Annotated in this window: 21 protein-coding genes; 9 read left to right on the top strand and 12 right to left on the bottom strand. The window is 67.4% G+C overall.

Annotation, left to right across the window (positions count from 1 at the left end; all coding sequences use genetic code 11):
- Positions 1–146: 146 nt before the first annotated feature.
- On the top strand, positions 147–1,625 hold the full coding sequence (locus MRBLWH13_RS03530; protein WP_341956930.1) for an MDR family MFS transporter: 1,479 nt from the start codon (positions 147–149) through the stop codon (positions 1,623–1,625).
- Between the two features lie 26 nt (positions 1,626–1,651).
- Here the strand turns inward: MRBLWH13_RS03530 and MRBLWH13_RS03525 are convergent, their stop codons facing one another.
- Positions 1,652–1,795 (bottom strand): hypothetical protein, encoded by a 144-nt coding sequence (locus MRBLWH13_RS03525; protein ID WP_341956929.1) that lies wholly within the window; start codon positions 1,793–1,795, stop codon positions 1,652–1,654.
- Between the two features lie 81 nt (positions 1,796–1,876).
- On the opposite strand from MRBLWH13_RS03525, the gene MRBLWH13_RS03520 reads away from it, so the two are divergent.
- Positions 1,877–2,458: a 1-acyl-sn-glycerol-3-phosphate acyltransferase gene (locus MRBLWH13_RS03520; RefSeq protein WP_341956928.1), complete on the top strand. Its 582-nt coding sequence runs from the start codon at positions 1,877–1,879 to the stop codon at positions 2,456–2,458.
- A gap of 12 nt (positions 2,459–2,470) precedes the next feature.
- Here MRBLWH13_RS03520 and MRBLWH13_RS03515 read toward each other — a convergent pair whose 3' ends face one another.
- The gene (locus tag MRBLWH13_RS03515; protein ID WP_341956927.1) at positions 2,471–2,692 is read right to left on the bottom strand and encodes a hypothetical protein; all 222 of its coding nucleotides are present in this window, start codon (positions 2,690–2,692) and stop codon (positions 2,471–2,473) included.
- Between the two features lie 69 nt (positions 2,693–2,761).
- Here MRBLWH13_RS03515 and MRBLWH13_RS03510 point away from each other — a divergent pair, with 69 nt between their 5' ends.
- Entirely contained in the window at positions 2,762–3,292 is a 531-nt protein-coding gene (locus tag MRBLWH13_RS03510) for a DUF6328 family protein (protein ID WP_341956926.1), read from the top strand.
- Between the two features lie 18 nt (positions 3,293–3,310).
- Here MRBLWH13_RS03510 and MRBLWH13_RS03505 read toward each other — a convergent pair whose 3' ends face one another.
- On the bottom strand, positions 3,311–3,853 hold the full coding sequence (locus tag MRBLWH13_RS03505) for a DNA starvation/stationary phase protection protein (protein WP_341956925.1): 543 nt from the start codon (positions 3,851–3,853) through the stop codon (positions 3,311–3,313).
- 162 nt (positions 3,854–4,015) lie between these two features.
- On the opposite strand from MRBLWH13_RS03505, the gene MRBLWH13_RS03500 reads away from it, so the two are divergent.
- The 3 genes from MRBLWH13_RS03500 to MRBLWH13_RS03490 all read left to right on the top strand — a co-directional run bounded on the left by MRBLWH13_RS03500 (position 4,016) and on the right by MRBLWH13_RS03490 (position 5,340).
- Positions 4,016–4,489: a GNAT family N-acetyltransferase gene (locus MRBLWH13_RS03500; RefSeq protein ID WP_341956924.1), complete on the top strand. Its 474-nt coding sequence runs from the start codon at positions 4,016–4,018 to the stop codon at positions 4,487–4,489.
- Between the two features lie 76 nt (positions 4,490–4,565).
- A complete protein-coding gene (locus tag MRBLWH13_RS03495; protein ID WP_056508735.1) occupies positions 4,566–4,865 on the top strand; it encodes a hypothetical protein in 300 nt (99 codons plus the stop codon).
- 130 nt (positions 4,866–4,995) lie between these two features.
- The gene (locus MRBLWH13_RS03490) at positions 4,996–5,340 is read left to right on the top strand and encodes a LysR family transcriptional regulator (RefSeq protein WP_341956923.1); all 345 of its coding nucleotides are present in this window, start codon (positions 4,996–4,998) and stop codon (positions 5,338–5,340) included.
- A 19-nt stretch (positions 5,341–5,359) separates the two neighbouring features.
- Here the strand turns inward: MRBLWH13_RS03490 and MRBLWH13_RS03485 are convergent, their stop codons facing one another.
- From MRBLWH13_RS03485 to MRBLWH13_RS03460, 6 genes are all read right to left on the bottom strand, one after another.
- Positions 5,360–7,024, bottom strand: a complete 1,665-nt coding sequence (locus MRBLWH13_RS03485) for an ABC-F family ATP-binding cassette domain-containing protein (RefSeq protein WP_341956922.1) — start codon at positions 7,022–7,024, stop codon at positions 5,360–5,362.
- Positions 7,025–7,036: 12 nt separating this feature from the next.
- Positions 7,037–7,297: a DUF4190 domain-containing protein gene (locus MRBLWH13_RS03480; protein WP_341956921.1), complete on the bottom strand. Its 261-nt coding sequence runs from the start codon at positions 7,295–7,297 to the stop codon at positions 7,037–7,039.
- 27 nt (positions 7,298–7,324) lie between these two features.
- Positions 7,325–7,861, bottom strand: coding sequence for an isochorismatase family protein (locus MRBLWH13_RS03475; protein ID WP_341956920.1), 537 nt, complete (start codon positions 7,859–7,861; stop codon positions 7,325–7,327).
- A 5-nt stretch (positions 7,862–7,866) separates the two neighbouring features.
- Entirely contained in the window at positions 7,867–8,427 is a 561-nt protein-coding gene (locus MRBLWH13_RS03470; RefSeq protein ID WP_341956919.1) for an alpha/beta hydrolase, read from the bottom strand.
- Between the two features lie 91 nt (positions 8,428–8,518).
- On the bottom strand, positions 8,519–8,857 hold the full coding sequence (locus tag MRBLWH13_RS03465; RefSeq protein ID WP_341956918.1) for a hypothetical protein: 339 nt from the start codon (positions 8,855–8,857) through the stop codon (positions 8,519–8,521).
- A gap of 96 nt (positions 8,858–8,953) precedes the next feature.
- Positions 8,954–10,789 (bottom strand): GNAT family N-acetyltransferase, encoded by a 1,836-nt coding sequence (locus MRBLWH13_RS03460; protein ID WP_341956917.1) that lies wholly within the window; start codon positions 10,787–10,789, stop codon positions 8,954–8,956.
- Between the two features lie 15 nt (positions 10,790–10,804).
- On the opposite strand from MRBLWH13_RS03460, the gene MRBLWH13_RS03455 reads away from it, so the two are divergent.
- Together MRBLWH13_RS03455 and MRBLWH13_RS03450 are read left to right on the top strand one after the other, a co-directional pair.
- A complete protein-coding gene (locus tag MRBLWH13_RS03455) occupies positions 10,805–11,584 on the top strand; it encodes an alpha/beta fold hydrolase (RefSeq protein WP_341956916.1) in 780 nt (259 codons plus the stop codon).
- Positions 11,585–11,760: 176 nt separating this feature from the next.
- Complete coding sequence (locus tag MRBLWH13_RS03450) at positions 11,761–12,156, top strand: hypothetical protein (protein ID WP_341956915.1); 396 nt, start codon at positions 11,761–11,763, stop codon at positions 12,154–12,156.
- A 24-nt stretch (positions 12,157–12,180) separates the two neighbouring features.
- On the opposite strand, the gene MRBLWH13_RS03445 is transcribed toward MRBLWH13_RS03450, so the two are convergent.
- The 3 genes from MRBLWH13_RS03445 to MRBLWH13_RS03435 form a co-directional block, all read right to left on the bottom strand.
- Positions 12,181–12,483, bottom strand: a complete 303-nt coding sequence (locus MRBLWH13_RS03445) for a hypothetical protein (protein ID WP_341956914.1) — start codon at positions 12,481–12,483, stop codon at positions 12,181–12,183.
- Positions 12,484–12,968: 485 nt separating this feature from the next.
- Positions 12,969–14,042, bottom strand: a complete 1,074-nt coding sequence (gene ychF / locus MRBLWH13_RS03440) for a redox-regulated ATPase YchF (protein WP_341956913.1) — start codon at positions 14,040–14,042, stop codon at positions 12,969–12,971.
- A gap of 59 nt (positions 14,043–14,101) precedes the next feature.
- Complete coding sequence (locus MRBLWH13_RS03435) at positions 14,102–14,851, bottom strand: class I SAM-dependent methyltransferase (RefSeq protein ID WP_341956912.1); 750 nt, start codon at positions 14,849–14,851, stop codon at positions 14,102–14,104.
- Between the two features lie 59 nt (positions 14,852–14,910).
- On the opposite strand from MRBLWH13_RS03435, the gene MRBLWH13_RS03430 reads away from it, so the two are divergent.
- The gene (locus tag MRBLWH13_RS03430; RefSeq protein ID WP_341956911.1) at positions 14,911–15,504 is read left to right on the top strand and encodes an exonuclease domain-containing protein; all 594 of its coding nucleotides are present in this window, start codon (positions 14,911–14,913) and stop codon (positions 15,502–15,504) included.
- Positions 15,505–15,507: the final 3 nt, after the last annotated feature.

Genomic DNA, 15,507 nt, shown 5'->3' with positions numbered 1-15,507 from the left:
GGACGCCGGGCCGCTCGCGGCAGCCCCCAGCTCCGCTGAGAGCGGATCCGAGCGGATCCGGAATGAAATGTCCGAACCTGTGGTTACGCTGAGTGGTCCCCGCGCACTCGCGCGATCTCCCCCCTCTTCAGTGCCTAGGAGGCCGTATGTCTGCCGTCGACACCGGTTCGATCACCACGCCCCCTGCGTCGTCAGGAGGGGAGATCTCTCGCAGCGACATGCGTGTGATCTGGCTCCTTCTCGTCGCTGCGTTCGTCGCCATCCTCAACGAGACGACGATGGGAATCGCGATCCCGCACCTGAACGCGGATCTCGGAATCCCGCCCGAACTCGGGCAGTGGCTGACGAGCGCGTTCATGCTCACCATGGCCGTGGTCATCCCGACAACCGGTTTCATCCTGCAGCGCTTCACGACGCGCCAGGTCTTCATCGCCGCGATGATCTCGTTCTCACTCGGAACACTGGTCGCGCTGATCGCTCCCGGCTTCGAGGTGCTGCTCGCCGGTCGCGTCATCCAGGCCGCAGGCACCGGAATCATGATGCCGCTGCTCATGACGACGATCATGAACGTGGTGCCGCCTCAGTCCCGCGGCCGGATGATGGGCCGTGTCGGTCTCGTCATCTCGCTGGCTCCCGCGATCGGCCCGACGCTCGCCGGTGCCGTCCTCGAAACGCTCAACTGGCGCGCGCTGTTCGCGATCATCCTTCCGATCGCGCTCGTCTCTCTTCTCATCGGCGCCAAGTGGATGACGAACCTCGGCGAGACCCGCAAGGTCCCTCTCGACGTGCTCTCCATCCCGCTCGCAGCCCTCGGATTCGGTGGCATCGTCTTCGGCCTCAGCCAGTTCGGCGGCGAGGGCGGGTCCGGCGAGACCGCAGGCATCGTCGCGCTCGTCGTGGGCGCCGTCGCGCTTGCGCTGTTCGTGTGGCGTCAACTCGTCCTGCAGCGCATCGACGACGCACTGCTCGACCTGCGCGTGTTCCGCTCCGTGAACTTCACGTTCTCGGTCGTCATCATGACGATCCTCGCGCTGTCGATGTTCGGCACGCTGACGCTCCTCCCTCAGTACCTGCAGAACGTCGCCGGCCTCAACGCCCTCGAGTCCGGCCTCATCCTGCTGCCCGGCTCCGTGCTGATGGGTCTGCTGGGCCCGATCATGGGCCGGGTGTACGACGCACGCGGCACCCGCCCGCTTCTCATCCCCGGAACGATCCTCGTGTCGGCGGCGCTGTTCTACTACTCGACCGTGGGCGAGCACACCGTGTGGTGGGTGCTGATCATCGTGCAGGCCGCGATGTCGGTCGGACTGGCGATGTCGTTCACGCCGCTGTTCTCCGCCTCGCTCGGATCCCTTCAGCGATCGCTGTACTCGCACGGATCGGCGGTGCTCAACACGCTCCAGCAGGTCGGCGGAGCGGCCGGCGTGGCCGTACTCACCGTGACCTACTCGGCGATCCTGCACGCCGGCGAGGCAGAAGGACTGGAGACAGCAGCTGCCGGCGCACCGGGTGCGCGCATGGCGTTCCTGATCGCCGCGATCATCTCGCTCGCCGCCGTTGCGCTCAGCGCCTTCGTGCGCAAGCCCGCAGATGACATCGCCGGCGGAGTGCACGGCGGACACTGATCACCGCCGCGGCGGCGTCTGACTGGCTACTGCGTCTTCGGCGCGGGGAAGTGGCAGACGCCGCCGCTGCAATACCCGGCGGAGTCGTTCTCGAGCAGGTTCAGAGCGTCCGGAAGCGGCTGGAGCGCGCTGGGAGCGTCCTGCTCGACGGAGTCCTGTGTCTTGGCCATCATTAGATGCTACGCCTGCTCCGACCGGGTGGCGCCGAAATCGACAGCGGATGGACAGCCGCGCTCCCCTACGGTTGACGAGTGCTCAAACGACTCATCGCCCGCCTGTACTGGACGCTCAGCCGCTGGACCCTCACCGCTGAGGGCACGCCGACGCGCCCGACGATCCTGATCGGCGCGCCGCACACCTCCAATTGGGACTTCGTGCTGATGCTCGCCATCGCCTGGCGTCTGGACATCGAGGTGCACTGGCTCGGCAAGAGCAGCCTCTTCAAGGGATGGCGGGGCCCGGTCATGCGCCACCTCGGGGGCATCCCCGTCGACCGAGCAGACCCGGCCCGCGTCGTCACCGATGTGGTCGCACAGGTCCACTCAGGAAGCGTGTTCGGCCTGGTCATCACCCCCGACGGCACCCGCGGTGGCAACGAGTACTGGAAGTCGGGCTTCTACCGCATCGCCCGCGAGACGGGGATGCCGATCACGCTCGGGTTCGTCGATCGCACCACCATGACGACCGGCCTCGGACCCACGATCGACCTGACCGGCGACATTCCCGCCGACATGGACCGGATCCGTGCCTTCTACGCAGACAAGGCGGGGGTGCGCCCCGAGCGCCGCACGGAACCGCGCCTGCGGGAAGAGCACCCGTCGAGCGGCAGCTGAGCGCGGCCCGGATCAATCATCGCCCGCCGCATCGACCTCCGCCCGAGCCTCCTGGCGCGCAAAGGCGAGGTCATCGTCGGACAGTCTCTCGGCCATCCCGACCACGGCTCCCGTGATGGTGCGGATCTCCTCGCGAGCCTTCTCGCCGAGGTGAGGTGCGGTGTCGCCGAGCACCTCGACCTGCGCGTCGAGGGACAGCTCCGACCACCATTCGCGGATGGGTGGAATCGTCATCCGAGCCTCCTCATCGCTCGTCGTGCAAGAGCCTGGACAGCATCCTGCCTCCCCCGCGAGACTGACCACATGGAACCCGAAGCGCCGCTGCCCGCCGCCGAACGCGATGACCTGATCGACGGACGCGATGAGACCCGCAACGAACGCGCCGACCGCAACTGGGAAGAGCTGCTCCAAGAGCTGCGGGTGATGCAGACCGGAACGCAGATCCTCACTGGTTTCCTCCTCGCCGTCGCGTTCACCCCCCGGTTCGAGGACATGGACGAGTTCCAGCGGGACGTGTATGTGGTGCTCGTGGCCCTGGCCGCGGTGGCCACCATTCTGGCACTCGCCCCGGTCGGTATGCACAGGGCGCTGTTCGGCCGGCGCCGCAAACCCGAGCTCGTGCGGGTGGCCGCGCGCATCGTGAAGATCGATCTCGTGGCGATCGCCGCCCTCACGATCGGTGTCACGACCCTCATCATCGACTTCACAGTGAATCGCGCTGCGGGCCTCATCGCTCTCGTCGCGTCCCTGGTGGGCGTTCTCCTTCTCTGGATCGTCCTCCCTCGCCTCGTTCGTCGCGAGGGCGAGCGGGGCGGGGCGGACGACCGGAGCTGAGAGACAGCCCCCGAGCGCTCAGCGCCCGGCGGGGGTCCGGTTCTCGGCGCTGACCATCCAGGCGAACTGCTCGAGGCTCTCGAGGACGGCGTGCAGGATGTCCGCAGAGGTCGGGTCCTCCTCATCGACGGCATCGTGGACGTCTCGGACGGTGCCGATCGCGGCTTCGAGGCGCGCGGTGATGAGGTCGATCGTGTCGGTGGTCGACACCTCACCCATGGGGAACGCGGGAAGCGATGTCGTCTCGGCGATCGTGTCGGTGCGGCCGTCGGGAACGGCGTGCAGCGCCCGCATGCGCTCGGCGACCGTGTCGCTGAAAGTGCGCGCCGCATCGATGATCTCGTCGAGCTGACGGTGGGTGTCGCGGAAGTTGCGTCCGACGACGTTCCAATGAGCCTGCTTGCCCTGCAATGAGAGCTCGATCAGGTCGACGAGCACGAGCTGCAGGTTGGCGGCCAGCGTCGAAGTGGCCGTGAAGCCCTTCTCGGCGTTCTGTCGCCTGGTCGTCTTCGCTCCACGCGTGGACGTGCTGCCTGTCTTGGACTTGGTGTTCTCCGCCATGAAATCCTCCTCGGGTGTGGTCTGCGACGGTAGCCTCCGAGGCCCTCATGTTCGAGGGGGTTGACAGTCCCCCGGTGCAGGGCTGATCGTGGCGCAGTGAACGAACCAGAGACATCCCGTGACCAGACCGGCGGCGACGACCCAGAGTTGGCTATCGCGCCGATGACCGAAGCAGATGCCGGTGAGGTGCTCACCCTGCAACGAGCGGCCTTCGTCTCGGAGGCGCAGATCTATGGCAGTGCCGACATGCCGCCGCTGACGCAGACGCTCGCCGAGGTCGAGGCGGAGCTTCGCGCAGGCAGCGGTCTGACCGCCCGCGTCGACGGACGTATGGTGGGCGCGATCCGGTATGTCGAGGACGACGGCGTACTGCTCATCGGTCGCATCGCGATCGCGCCTGACATGCAGGGCGAGGGCATCGGCCGAACTCTCCTCGACGCGGCGGAGCGCTCGTCCACGGCGGCGGAGGCAGAACTCTTCACAGGCAGCCTGAGCGAGGCGAACATCCGCCTCTACGAAGCGTGCGGCTACCGAGAGACCGTGCGAGTGCCCGATGGCGACGGGACGGAACAGGTCTTCCTGAGAAAACCTCTGCATCAGGTGGGAGACCCCTCCGAACCGGGCGCGCCGGGTTGAAACGCGTCACCGGGTGGGGAATCGTGGCCCGGACACGCCGCACCCGCGTCGTGTCCGCAACCGGAAGGAGAGTCTCGTGCTCACCCTCACCGATAACGCCACCGCAATCGTGAACACCCTCGTCAGCCGTCAGACCGATGCCACCGACGCAGGGCTCCGCATTCACTCCACGCCCGCGCCCGGGCCGGACGGCGGTGCGCGTCTCGCCGTCCTGGTGACGCCCGATCCCGAGCCTGAGGATCAGGTCGTCGAGGTCTCAGGCACCCGTCTGTTCCTCGATGAGACGGCCGCCGCCGCGCTCGACGACAAGGTCCTCGATGCCGGGGTCGACGACGAGGGCTCGGTGTCCTTCGCCGTTCTCCCGAAGGTCGCCTGACGAAGACTCCCCGGATGCCGCGGCTCATCGAGCCGCGGCATCCGTGCGTCCGGGGTGTGTGCGCCCCCGGCTCGCGTAGGTTAGAACCAGAGCCGCGATCGTCGCGGTTCGAGAAGGACCGTTCACGCGCATGAAGTTGGCACTGCTCCGTCGCTACGTCGTCCTCGCCGAGACGTTGCACTTCCCCCGAGCCGCGAAGGAGCTGGGCATCCCGCTGGCGTCGCTCTACACCTCGCTCGACAAGCTCGAAGCAGAGGTGGGCCACACGCTCATCAACCGCGAGGGCACACCTCGCCTGACGAGCGTCGGAGAACTGTTCCTCGTCGAGGCTCAGGCCACTGTCGCGGCTGCTCCCCCGCCCGCACCGAAGACCGCGGCTCCGGCGGGCGGGAAGGCCAAGGCGTCCAAGGGCAAGGGACGCGCGCCCATCGTCAAGGGGCAGCCCAAGCCGTACAAGAAGCGTCAGGGTCGCTGAGCTTCCGAGGCACCGAGACTCAGCGTTCTTCGACCTGTCCGTTCTCGACGCTCCAGTGGCGGTTCGTCTGCACCGCCTCCAGCATCCGACGGTCGTGCGTGACGAGCAGAAGCGTGCCCGTATAGGCCTCGAGGGCCTGCTCGAGCTGTTCGATCGCGGGAAGATCTAGGTGGTTGGTGGGCTCGTCGAGCACCAGAAGGTTGATCCCGCGCGCCTGCAGCAGGGCGAGTGCCGCCCTCGTGCGCTCCCCCGGTGAGAGATCGTCCACCGGCCGCGTCACGTGGTCGGCCCTGAGACCGAACTTGGCCAGCAGAGTCCGCACCTCGGCCGACGCCATCTCGGGTACGAGCGCCTCGAACGCATCGGCGAGCGCAGTCTCACCGACCAGGAGCGAGCGCGCCTGGTCGATCTCTCCGATCAGCACGCTGCCTCCGAGCGTCGAGGTACCCTCGACGGGCGCCTGTCGCCCGAGGAGCGCGCGCAGCAGAGTGGACTTCCCCGCTCCGTTCGGGCCGGTGATGCCGATGCGATCGCCTGCGTCGACCTGCAGCGACAGCGGACCGAGCGTGAATTCGCCCTGCCGGAAGACCGCGGAGTTCAACGTCGACACGACGGTGCTCGAGCGAGGCGCAGACCCGATCGTGAACTCGAGCTGCCACTCCTTTCGAGGCTCCTCGACCTCGTCGAGGCGTGCGATCCGGCTCTCCATCTGACGCACCTTCTGTGCCTGCTTCTCGCTGGACTCCGTCGACGCCTTGCGCTTGATCTTGTCGTTGTCCGGAGACTTCTTCATCGCGTTGCGCACGCCCTGGCTCGACCACTCCCGTTGCGTGCGGGCACGGGCGACGAGATCCGCCTTCTTGTCGGCGAACTCGTCGTACTTCTCCCGCAGGTGACGGCGGACGACCGCGCGTTCCTCGATGTACGCGTCGTACCCGCCGCCATAGACGCGATAGGAGTTCTGCGCGAGATCGAGCTCGAGAACCCGGGTGACGCTTCGCGCAAGGAACTCCCGGTCGTGACTGACCAGCACGACGCCACCGCGGAGTCCGCGAACGAAAGCCTCCAGCCGATCGAGGCCGTCGAGGTCGAGGTCGTTCGTCGGCTCGTCGAGGAAGACGATGTCGAAGCGCGACAGCAGCAGGGCGGCCAGCCCGACGCGTGCGGCCTGACCTCCGGACAGTCCCGTCATGAGGGCGTTCTCGGCCACGCGTCCGCCGTTCGGGAGGCCGAGGTCCGCCAGCACTGCGGGGATGCGCTCATCGAGGTCGGCCGCGCCGCTGGCGAGCCACCGGTCGAGGGCCTGCGAGTATGTGTCCGCGGGATCCGTTCCCGCGGGTGCGAGGGAAGGGTCTCCCAGCGCGGCAGCGGCGGCATCCATCTCTCGCGTGGCCGCAGCGCACCCCGTGCGGCGCGCGATGTACTCGGCGACCGTCTCATCCTCGACGCGCTCGTGCTCCTGCGGCAGCCAGCCGACGAAGGCGTCGGTCGGAGCGAGAGACACCGTGCCGTCAGCGGGAGCGAGAACCCCCGCGAGGATTCGGAGCAGCGTGGACTTGCCCGCGCCGTTCGCACCGACGACCCCGATGACGTCTCCGGGAGCGACGGTCAGGTCGAGGCCCTCGAAGAGGATGCGGTGACCGTAGCCACCTGCCAGATTCTGGGCGACGAGCGTTGCGGTCATCAGACCAGTCTGTCAGGAAGCCATTGCGCCGACCGCACGGAAGAACAGCGAGAACCAGATGATGAAGAAGCCGATCTGAGCGAGCGTGCCGAGGACGCCGATCACCATCGCCCAGCGGGCGAGTCCGCGGCCGGATTCGGCGTTGCCCGGCGCATCGAGCTGACGCCGGGCGAACACGGACAGGATCACGCCCGCGAGCGGGATCATGAATGCGGCGATGAAGCCGACGAGGGCGAGCACATTCGTCTTGGCCGGTGCGGCGTACTGGGTCACGGGATCAGGATAGAGCGCGACCCGTCCTCAGAGCGCGACCTCGTCGTGCGTGGCGATCGCGAACCGCTGGCCCGGGTACCGCAGTCCTGAGAAGTACATGTTCGTGTGTGCGACGATCTGCTCCCCCGTGATCGGCACGTCGTCCCACTCGGTGTCGACGGTGGTGTGCGCGTCGCTCACGAGCGTGACGTCGTAGCCCTCCGCCGCAGCACGCTGCATCGTGGTGCGCACGCAGAAATCCGACTGCGCCCCGGTGATCACCAGGTGCGTCGCACCGAGCTCGTCGAGGGTCTCCCTCAGCGTCGTGTCGGCGAAGGAGTCGCGGTAGCTCTTGCGCACCAGCGGCTCCCCCTCGGCTCGGTTCATCGGCGCCGCGAGCTCCCACTCGGGTGTGCCCACCCCGACGGGGTCGTGATGCACCCAGACCACGGGAACGTCAGCAGCCCGAGCGCGATCGACCAGCGCCGCAGCGCGCGAGAGCACGCCGTGCTCGTCGTGGCATCCGGGCATCACCCCGGCCTGCAGGTCGATCGCGAGGACGACGGTGCGCTCGCCCGAGGCCATCGGGGTCAGTCCCAGTCCAGGTATTCCTCGATGATCACGCCGGTCTCGATCGGGTGATGCATCGGGAACAGGTGATCGCCGGCGATCGTCTTGATGCTCGAGCGGTCGGGGATCGTGGACTGCAGTGCCTCGGCGTTCGCGGCGGGAGTGTCGGTGTCCTCGGTTCCCTGCACGATCAGCACGGGGATCGCGGGGGCCACCTCGATGTCGACGTCCTCGACGCCCAGCAGCAGGAGTCCGTTCGCGCGGTCGGCGTGTGCGGCGACCAGCGCCCGAGCGATGGTGCCACCGAATCCGTGGCCCCCGACCCAGGTGTCTTCGATACCGACGTGGTCGATCACAGCGACGACGTCTTCGACGCGCTCGTCGAGCGTCGCCTCGCCGGCACGATGGCCGATGCGCAGCACATGGAAGCCCGCTTCCTCGGCGAGGTAGTGCGCGGCGACGCCCAGAACATCGGCCGCGAGCCCCTGCTCCTGGATCAGCACGAGCTTGACCGGCCCGTCGCCCTCATCCACGAAGGGGATGGCGCGGCCTTCTGGCTCGAAGATCTGGGTGTCGGTCATGCGCGCGCGGCTCCTCGTTCAGCGTTCAGGGATCGTGTTCCAGCGTAGTCGAGCGCATCTCATCGAGACTGTCGCGCTCCGCGCCGGAGGCCTACAACAGGGGAAAGCCGAAGCCGCCGGAGAACAGGACAGCCAGCAGGCCGACGAGCGCGAGCGCGACCAGAACGATGTAGCTCGCGATGAGCAACCGGGTGTGGCCGCGCCGACCGAAGCCGGAGGCCGGCACGATCGCGACCACCGGGATGAGCATCAGCCCGCCGAAGAGAAGGGCGGGCGCGACCCTGACATCCGGAGCAGGGCACGGGTGCGCCAGGGCGCAGATCGTGGGGATGCTCTGAGCCCACCACAACAGAAGCCAGGTGACGAGCAGTACTGCGACGGCGGGGATGACCTCCCTGCCGGCTCTGAGGCGAGTTCCACGGCCGTCCACGGCACCAGTATGTCAGGCCGCGGTCCGGGGATTGAGCCGTCGATCGGTCGTCGCGCTCGACGCGCTGCCGCGGGCAGGCAGGCACCCCGTACATCGCTAGAGGTGCCGCTTCAACCCGACATGGGCAGTCTCATACCCGAGTCGGGTGTAGAAGGCGCGAGTCCGATCCCGCGCTTCGTCGGTGGTGATCTGTGACAGTCGCGCTCCCCGTGCACGCCCGAAGTCGTGTGCCCACTCGAGCATCGCCGCGCCCAGGCCCTGTGATCGTTCCGCTGGCGCGACTCGCAACCCCTCGATCTGCAGTCGGGTCGAACCACCGCGGGACAACCCCGGGATGACGGTCAGCTGCATGGTGGCGACGATGTGGTCGGCGCTGTCGCGGACGACCCCCAGATAGTTGGATGCATCGCGAGCGACCGCGCTGAAGCCCGCCTCGTACCGTTCGAGCTCGACGCCCTCCCGGTCCGGACCGAATTGATCGTCGGACAGCAGCGCTGCGATGGCCTCGATGTCATCGCGGCTCGCGCGCTCGAGCCGGAAGGTGCGGCCCGCCGCCTGCAATCGCCCGCGCACCGAGGACCGCGCGTCCGCCTGCAACCTGGCGACGAGCAGATCGAGCCAGCCACCGACGTTGGCGCGAGCCTCGGCGGTGTCGGGATAACGGCATCTCAGGTGCAGACCGGACTCGTCCAGGATGAACCACAGCATGACACCGTCGGTGTCGGTCGCCGCGCTGACGTATTGCGCGTCGAGCCCGACGGAATCGATCCGCACGGGGAGCCTGCGCAGGTCCAGCCACGAGATCGCGAACATTCCGGGGGCCACGGGCATCCCGCCCCACGGAGCGAGCACGTCTGCGAGCGGCCACCCTCCGAGCTGCACCGCCTCCTTCACCGCTGCCGCCGCCGCGTGCGGTTCGGCGAGCTCCGATTCGAGGACGGAGTTGGTGATGAACCAGCCGACCGAGTCGTGCCAGTTGTCCTCGAAGCGGCTGTGCACGGGAAAGACGGCTCGCAGCGCCGTGCCTGCCAGCTCGCGGGTCACCGCAGTCATCGCGACGACTGCGCGCGCGAGGGTCGAGACGCCGTCGTCGCGGGCTTGTGCAGCGAACGCCGCGGCATCGTCGACGTCGAACACATCGCGCACTTCCACGCGCTCACGATGCGGCTCGGGAGACCCCAGTGACAACGGGAACTGCGGCATGACACCGCCGCTGTCCGCGATGATGGCCTCCCATCGCCGACGTATGCGATCCGGCGCAGCATCCCGATCCAGCAGCGCTTGCGTGTGTTCGACGAAGGCGGGCGCCGGTCCGGGCATCGGCTTCGCGCCGGCCCTTCCCGCATCGAGCGCAGACAGCAGGTCGCGCGCGATCACCAGCATCGACCACATGTCGACGTGCGCATGATCAGCCGCGATCACGACCGTGAGCCCCGCAGCAGTCTCCAACACGCACAGCCGATGCGAAGGACGTCGGTACGGCGAACACGCGGCATCGAGGATGTCCCGCAACGCGTCGTTGACCGCCTGGCCGGGGCCCACCTCGTGTTCGACCCAGCTTCCGGGGCCGACCTCGATCTCGTGAAGCTCCGGTTCGCCATCCGCGCCGAGCGCGAATGCGGATCGCAGCGTGCCATGGCGAGCGACGACAGCCAACCAGGCATCGGCGATCGACTCACGACGAGTCTGTGCAGGCAACCGGAAGGACAATGCCATCCACGAGCCGGGTCGATCGCCCGCACCGACATGGAGTCGCTGATCGAACGACACGGGGAGGCGCCGCCCGAGCGCAGACGCGCTCACGTCGTACCCCCAGAGCCGTCCGAACGGGAGGCGGAGGTGCGTGACGTTGGTCAGTCGCATGGGTAGCACCTTATCGGCCCCGGATAACCTGAAAACTCCACGACTGCCCGACCCGATGCGGTCAGTCACCGATCGAGGAGCCTGATGCCCACTTTCGAGGTGCCCGGAGCCGAGCTGGCTGTGTCCTTGAGCGATGAAGGCGGACACCCGGTTGTCCAGCTGCATGGCCTCACATCTAGCCGCGCCCGCGACCGGGTGCTCAATCTCGACCTCGGCCGAGGGCTCAGCGGCACTCGTCTGCTGCGCTACGACGCACGCGGCCACGGTCGGTCGACCGGGAGGAAGGCCCCCGAGGACTATCGCTGGGAGAATCTCGCCGACGATCTTCTGCGAGTACTCGATCAGTGGTTCCCCGGCGAGCGCGTCCACGGCGTGGGACCGTCGATGGGCACCGCGACGCTCCTGCACGCGGCGACGATCGATCCGGACCGCTTCTCCGGGCTGACACTCATGGTGCCGCCCACGGCGTGGGAGACCAGACTCGATCAAGCCGACATCTACCGAGCAGCCGCGGCGCTCATCGAATCCGACGGTGTGGAGGCATTCCTCGCCGGAACGCGCGGGTCGACACCGCCCCCTGCCACTGTCGCCGCACCGGAGACCTGGCCCGACATCGCCGATGCTCTTCTGCCGTCAGTCCTTCGCGGTGCAGGGCTCAGCGACCTGCCCGTCCCTGACCTCATCGCGCGAATCAGTGTGCCGACGACGATCTTGGCGTGGGTGGATGATCCGGGCCACCCGCTGTCGACCGCGGAGCACCTCGCCCAGCTGCTCCCGCACGCGACCCTGACGGTCGCCCGTACGCCTCAAGACGTCGAAGCGTGGCCCGAGGTCTTGCGCCGCGACGTCGAGCGTCGTGGCTAGGCCGGCTGGTCACGCTGATTCGCTCTAGTTGTTGAAGCGGAACTCCGCCCGGTCTGCGCCGCAGATCGACGCCTGGGTGCGCCGGTCCCCTCACCGTGACCTCGCCGTCGGCTCGACGCTTCCTCGGGGAAAACGACGTGGGCGACGCCCCAGGCATCGCCCGGTAACGTGAGCGGATGCAGATCATCATCGACGCCGGCGGAGAGCACAGTTGCTGTGGGCCCGAGGTCACGCGGTATCAGCGTGTGCAGTGGACGTACCTCACCACCCCTGATGGGCAGTTCTTCCAGGTCGTTCATTCTGCCGAGGAGCCGGTTTCTGAGGTAGAAGGCACGGTCATCGACATCGAATTCATCCGGGCGGATGGCTCGCGCGTCAGAGTCGAACGCATCCCGAGTGGCGATGCCGTCAGCGGAAACGATCCGCACGATGACGCCGAGATCATCACGGTCTACTCCGAGGAGTTAATCGATCCGTCTATCGAAGAGAAGCTGGAGTTCGTGGTGACGCTCGACGTCGCCGATCAGCGCAAGCGCGCATCCCGCACGCGCGCCGATTCGCTCGGTTATTGAAACGGAACTCCACGACGTCGCCGTTCATCCTTGCTCGCGTCCGGGAAGTGGCTCTCCGGCAAGAAACGCGCGGTAGTGGTCCAGTGCGTCCGGATCCACGAGCGGGTCGGTGTTCCTGTATCGCGCATCCGTCTGGTCTCGCTTCGGACCCGAGAGCCAGAACCACTCGTCGGTTTCGACGTCGTAGAAATTCGCGTCGGGGCCCTGAAGTCTGCGGAGCTCGCGACCGTGGAACCGTGCCGTCTTCCATGAGCGGTTGAAGTCGACCCAGCCAATCCAGCATGGCCCGGCATCGGTGTTGAACCCAGACTTTTGCTGAACGAACATGACACGCCTAGCCATCAGAAATGCCCTTCTTTCCGACGGACCCGATCATCGATCAACCTATCGCTGCGGATGCTGAGCGAGGCTCTGTTGCTCTGGATCATGGCGCGAGCTTACTTGGGCCCGTCAGATGTGTTTCCGAAGGGGAGCTCCGCGATGTCTCGCGCGGACATCAGACGCCCATCCCACGTCTGATCATTCGCCTTGGACGGCCTGCCGGCGCGCTTTCCAACCGCGACGCGTACTTGGGCTGTTGTGCCTGCCGTTGCTGGATGTGCGAGCCTCGCCCGAGGCCGCCCAATGAAGGATCTCCCTGAGACGATCCTCATCCGCCGTGCACAGGTCCGATTCGAACGCGGCCTCGTTCTTCCACCGCATGTCGGCAGTCATCACAGAACTCCCCACACGCGTTTCCGACTGTCGTCGCCCGACCACCGCCGGTGAGGTGGGATCGGAGAGGACCCAGTACATCGCACCGGAACCATCGCTCAGTTGTTGAAGCGGAACTCCACGACGTCGCCGTCCTTCATGACGTAGTCCTTGCCCTCGAGGCGTGCCTTGCCCTTGGAGCGGGCTTCGACGACCGAGCCGGTCTCGACCAGGTCGTCGAAAGACACGATCTCGGCCTTGATGAAGCCCTTCTCGAAGTCGGTGTGGATGACACCGGCGGCCTGCGGAGCCTTCGAACCCTTGGGGATCGTCCAGGCGCGGGCTTCCTTGGGGCCTGCGGTGAGGTATGTCTGGAGACCGAGCGTGTCGAAGCCGATGCGGGCGAGCTGGTCGAGGCCCGACTCGTCCTGTCCCGTCGACGCGAGAAGCTCAGCGGCATCCTCGGGGTCGAGGTCGATCAGCTCGGACTCGATCTTCGCGTCGAGGAAGATCGCCTTGGCCGGGGCGACGAGTGCCGCGAGCTCCGCTTTGCGGGCGTCGTCCGTGAGAACAGCCTCGTCGACGTTGAAGACGAAGATGACGGGCTTGGCCGTGAGCAGGCCCAGCTCGCGGATCGGCGTCAGGTCGATGCCGGCGACCGACAGCAGCACGCCGCGCTCCAGAGCATCCTTCGCCGCGGTCGCGGTCTCGAGCACGACCGGCTCGATCTTCTTGCCGCGTACTTCCTTCTCGTAACGGGTGATCGCCCTGTCGACTGTCTCGAGGTCTGCGAGCATCAGCTCCGCGTTGATCGTCTCCATGTCGGATGCCGGGTTGACGGCGCCGTCGACGTGCACGACGTCGTCATCGGCGAAGCCGCGGACGACCTGTGCGATGGCATCGGCCTCACGGATGTTCGCGAGGAACTTGTTGCCGAGGCCCTCCCCCTCGCTCGCGCCGCGCACGATGCCGGCGATGTCGACGAACGACACGGCGGCGGGGAGGATGCGCTCGCTGCCGAAGATCTCGGCGAGCTTGTCGAGACGCGGATCGGGCAGGTTCACCACCCCGACGTTCGGCTCGATCGTCGCGAACGGGTAGTTCGCCGCGAGCACGTCGTTCTTGGTCAGAGCGTTGAAGAGGGTGGACTTGCCGACATTGGGCAGGCCGACGATTCCGATAGTGAGAGCCACGGGCGTCGAGTCTACCTGTCGCAGATGCTCCGCCCCTGCGGAAGGCCGGGAGCAGCCGTTCAATCGCGCGCAGCGCGGAACACGTGCGTGACGTAGGGAAGATCGATCGTCGAGTCCCCATCGAGCCCGAGCTCGTCGAACAGCGCGTCCATCTGGCGTGTGATCTGCGCACGCTCGTCAGCGGACGCAGCGATCAGGTAGCTGCGCGAGCGCGCCATCTGGTGCAGTTGAGTGCGCGTGATCGGACGGTTCCACTCCCAGCGCTGCGTCTCGACCCGACCGAAGGGCGCGGCGATGCGCGGGCCCTCGGATTCGGGACCGTTGACCATGTTCTCGGCCGGGCTGCTGTGCATCACGTCGGTGAGCCGCCGCACCCACTCTGTGCGCTCGTCGCGGATGTTCCAGATGAGCCCCAGCACTCCACCGCTGCGGACGACCCGACCCAGCTCCTCGGATGCGGCGATCGGCTCCACCCAGTGCCATGCCTGACCGAGGACCGCCGCGTCGAGGCTCGCGTCGGGCAGGGGCATCCGCTCCGCCGACCCCTGGAAGGTGGGCACTCCCGGAACGCTCTGTCGCAGCGCGGCGAGCATCGCCGCATCCGGGTCCACGGCGACGATCTCCGCACCCGGCGCATGACCGAGCACCCGAGTGAGCTTTCCGGTGCCGGCGCCGACGTCGGCGATGCGGCGCGAATCGGCCGGCATCCGCTCGAGCATCCATGCGACAGCCTCGAACGGATACTCCGGCCTTCCGGCCTCGTAATTCGCGGCCTCCGCGCCGAAGGATGTCGCCCTGTCTGCACTCATATCGCCAGCCTACGGCGAGTCCTCCTCGGGCGTCATCGACACCGGGAGAGAGTGGAACCGTGCCACTGGACTTCACCGCGATCGACTTCGAAACCGCGAACTCCAGCCCTGCCTCCGCGTGCTCCGTCGGGCTCGTGCGTGTGCGCGACGGCCAGGTCGTCGCCACGGCAGGGTGGCTGATCCGTCCGCCCGTCGGCCACGACGAGTTCCAGGAGTGGAACACCAAGATCCACGGCATCCGCGCGCAGGATGTCGTCACGGCCGCCGCCTGGGCAGACCAGTTCGATCGTCTGTGCGCCTTCGCCGGCGCCGACGTGCTGGTCGCCCACAACGCGGGTTTCGACCTGAACGTCCTGCGCCGGGCTTCGGAGGTCACCGGCGGAGACTGCCCGCCGTACCGCTCGCTGTGCAGCCTGCAGGTTGCGCGCAAGACCTACGAGCTCGAGTCCTACCGTCTCCCGAAGGCCGCAGAGGCCGCGGGCTTCACGGGTTTCGCTCACCACGATGCGCTCGCAGACGCCCTCGCCTGCGCCCACATCATCATGGATGCCGCGCGACGACACGACGCCCCGGACGTGTTCGCCCTGGCCGCAGCGCTACGGCTGCGTGTGACCGAACCTGTCATCGCCGCCCCGGAGCGCGCTGTCGCCTGAGTC

This window comes from Microbacterium sp. LWH13-1.2, assembly GCF_038397735.1.
Classification (GTDB): domain Bacteria; phylum Actinomycetota; class Actinomycetes; order Actinomycetales; family Microbacteriaceae; genus Microbacterium.
The sequence above is the reverse complement of the archived record's forward strand: the minus strand, read 5'-3'. Positions and strand labels throughout refer to the sequence as shown.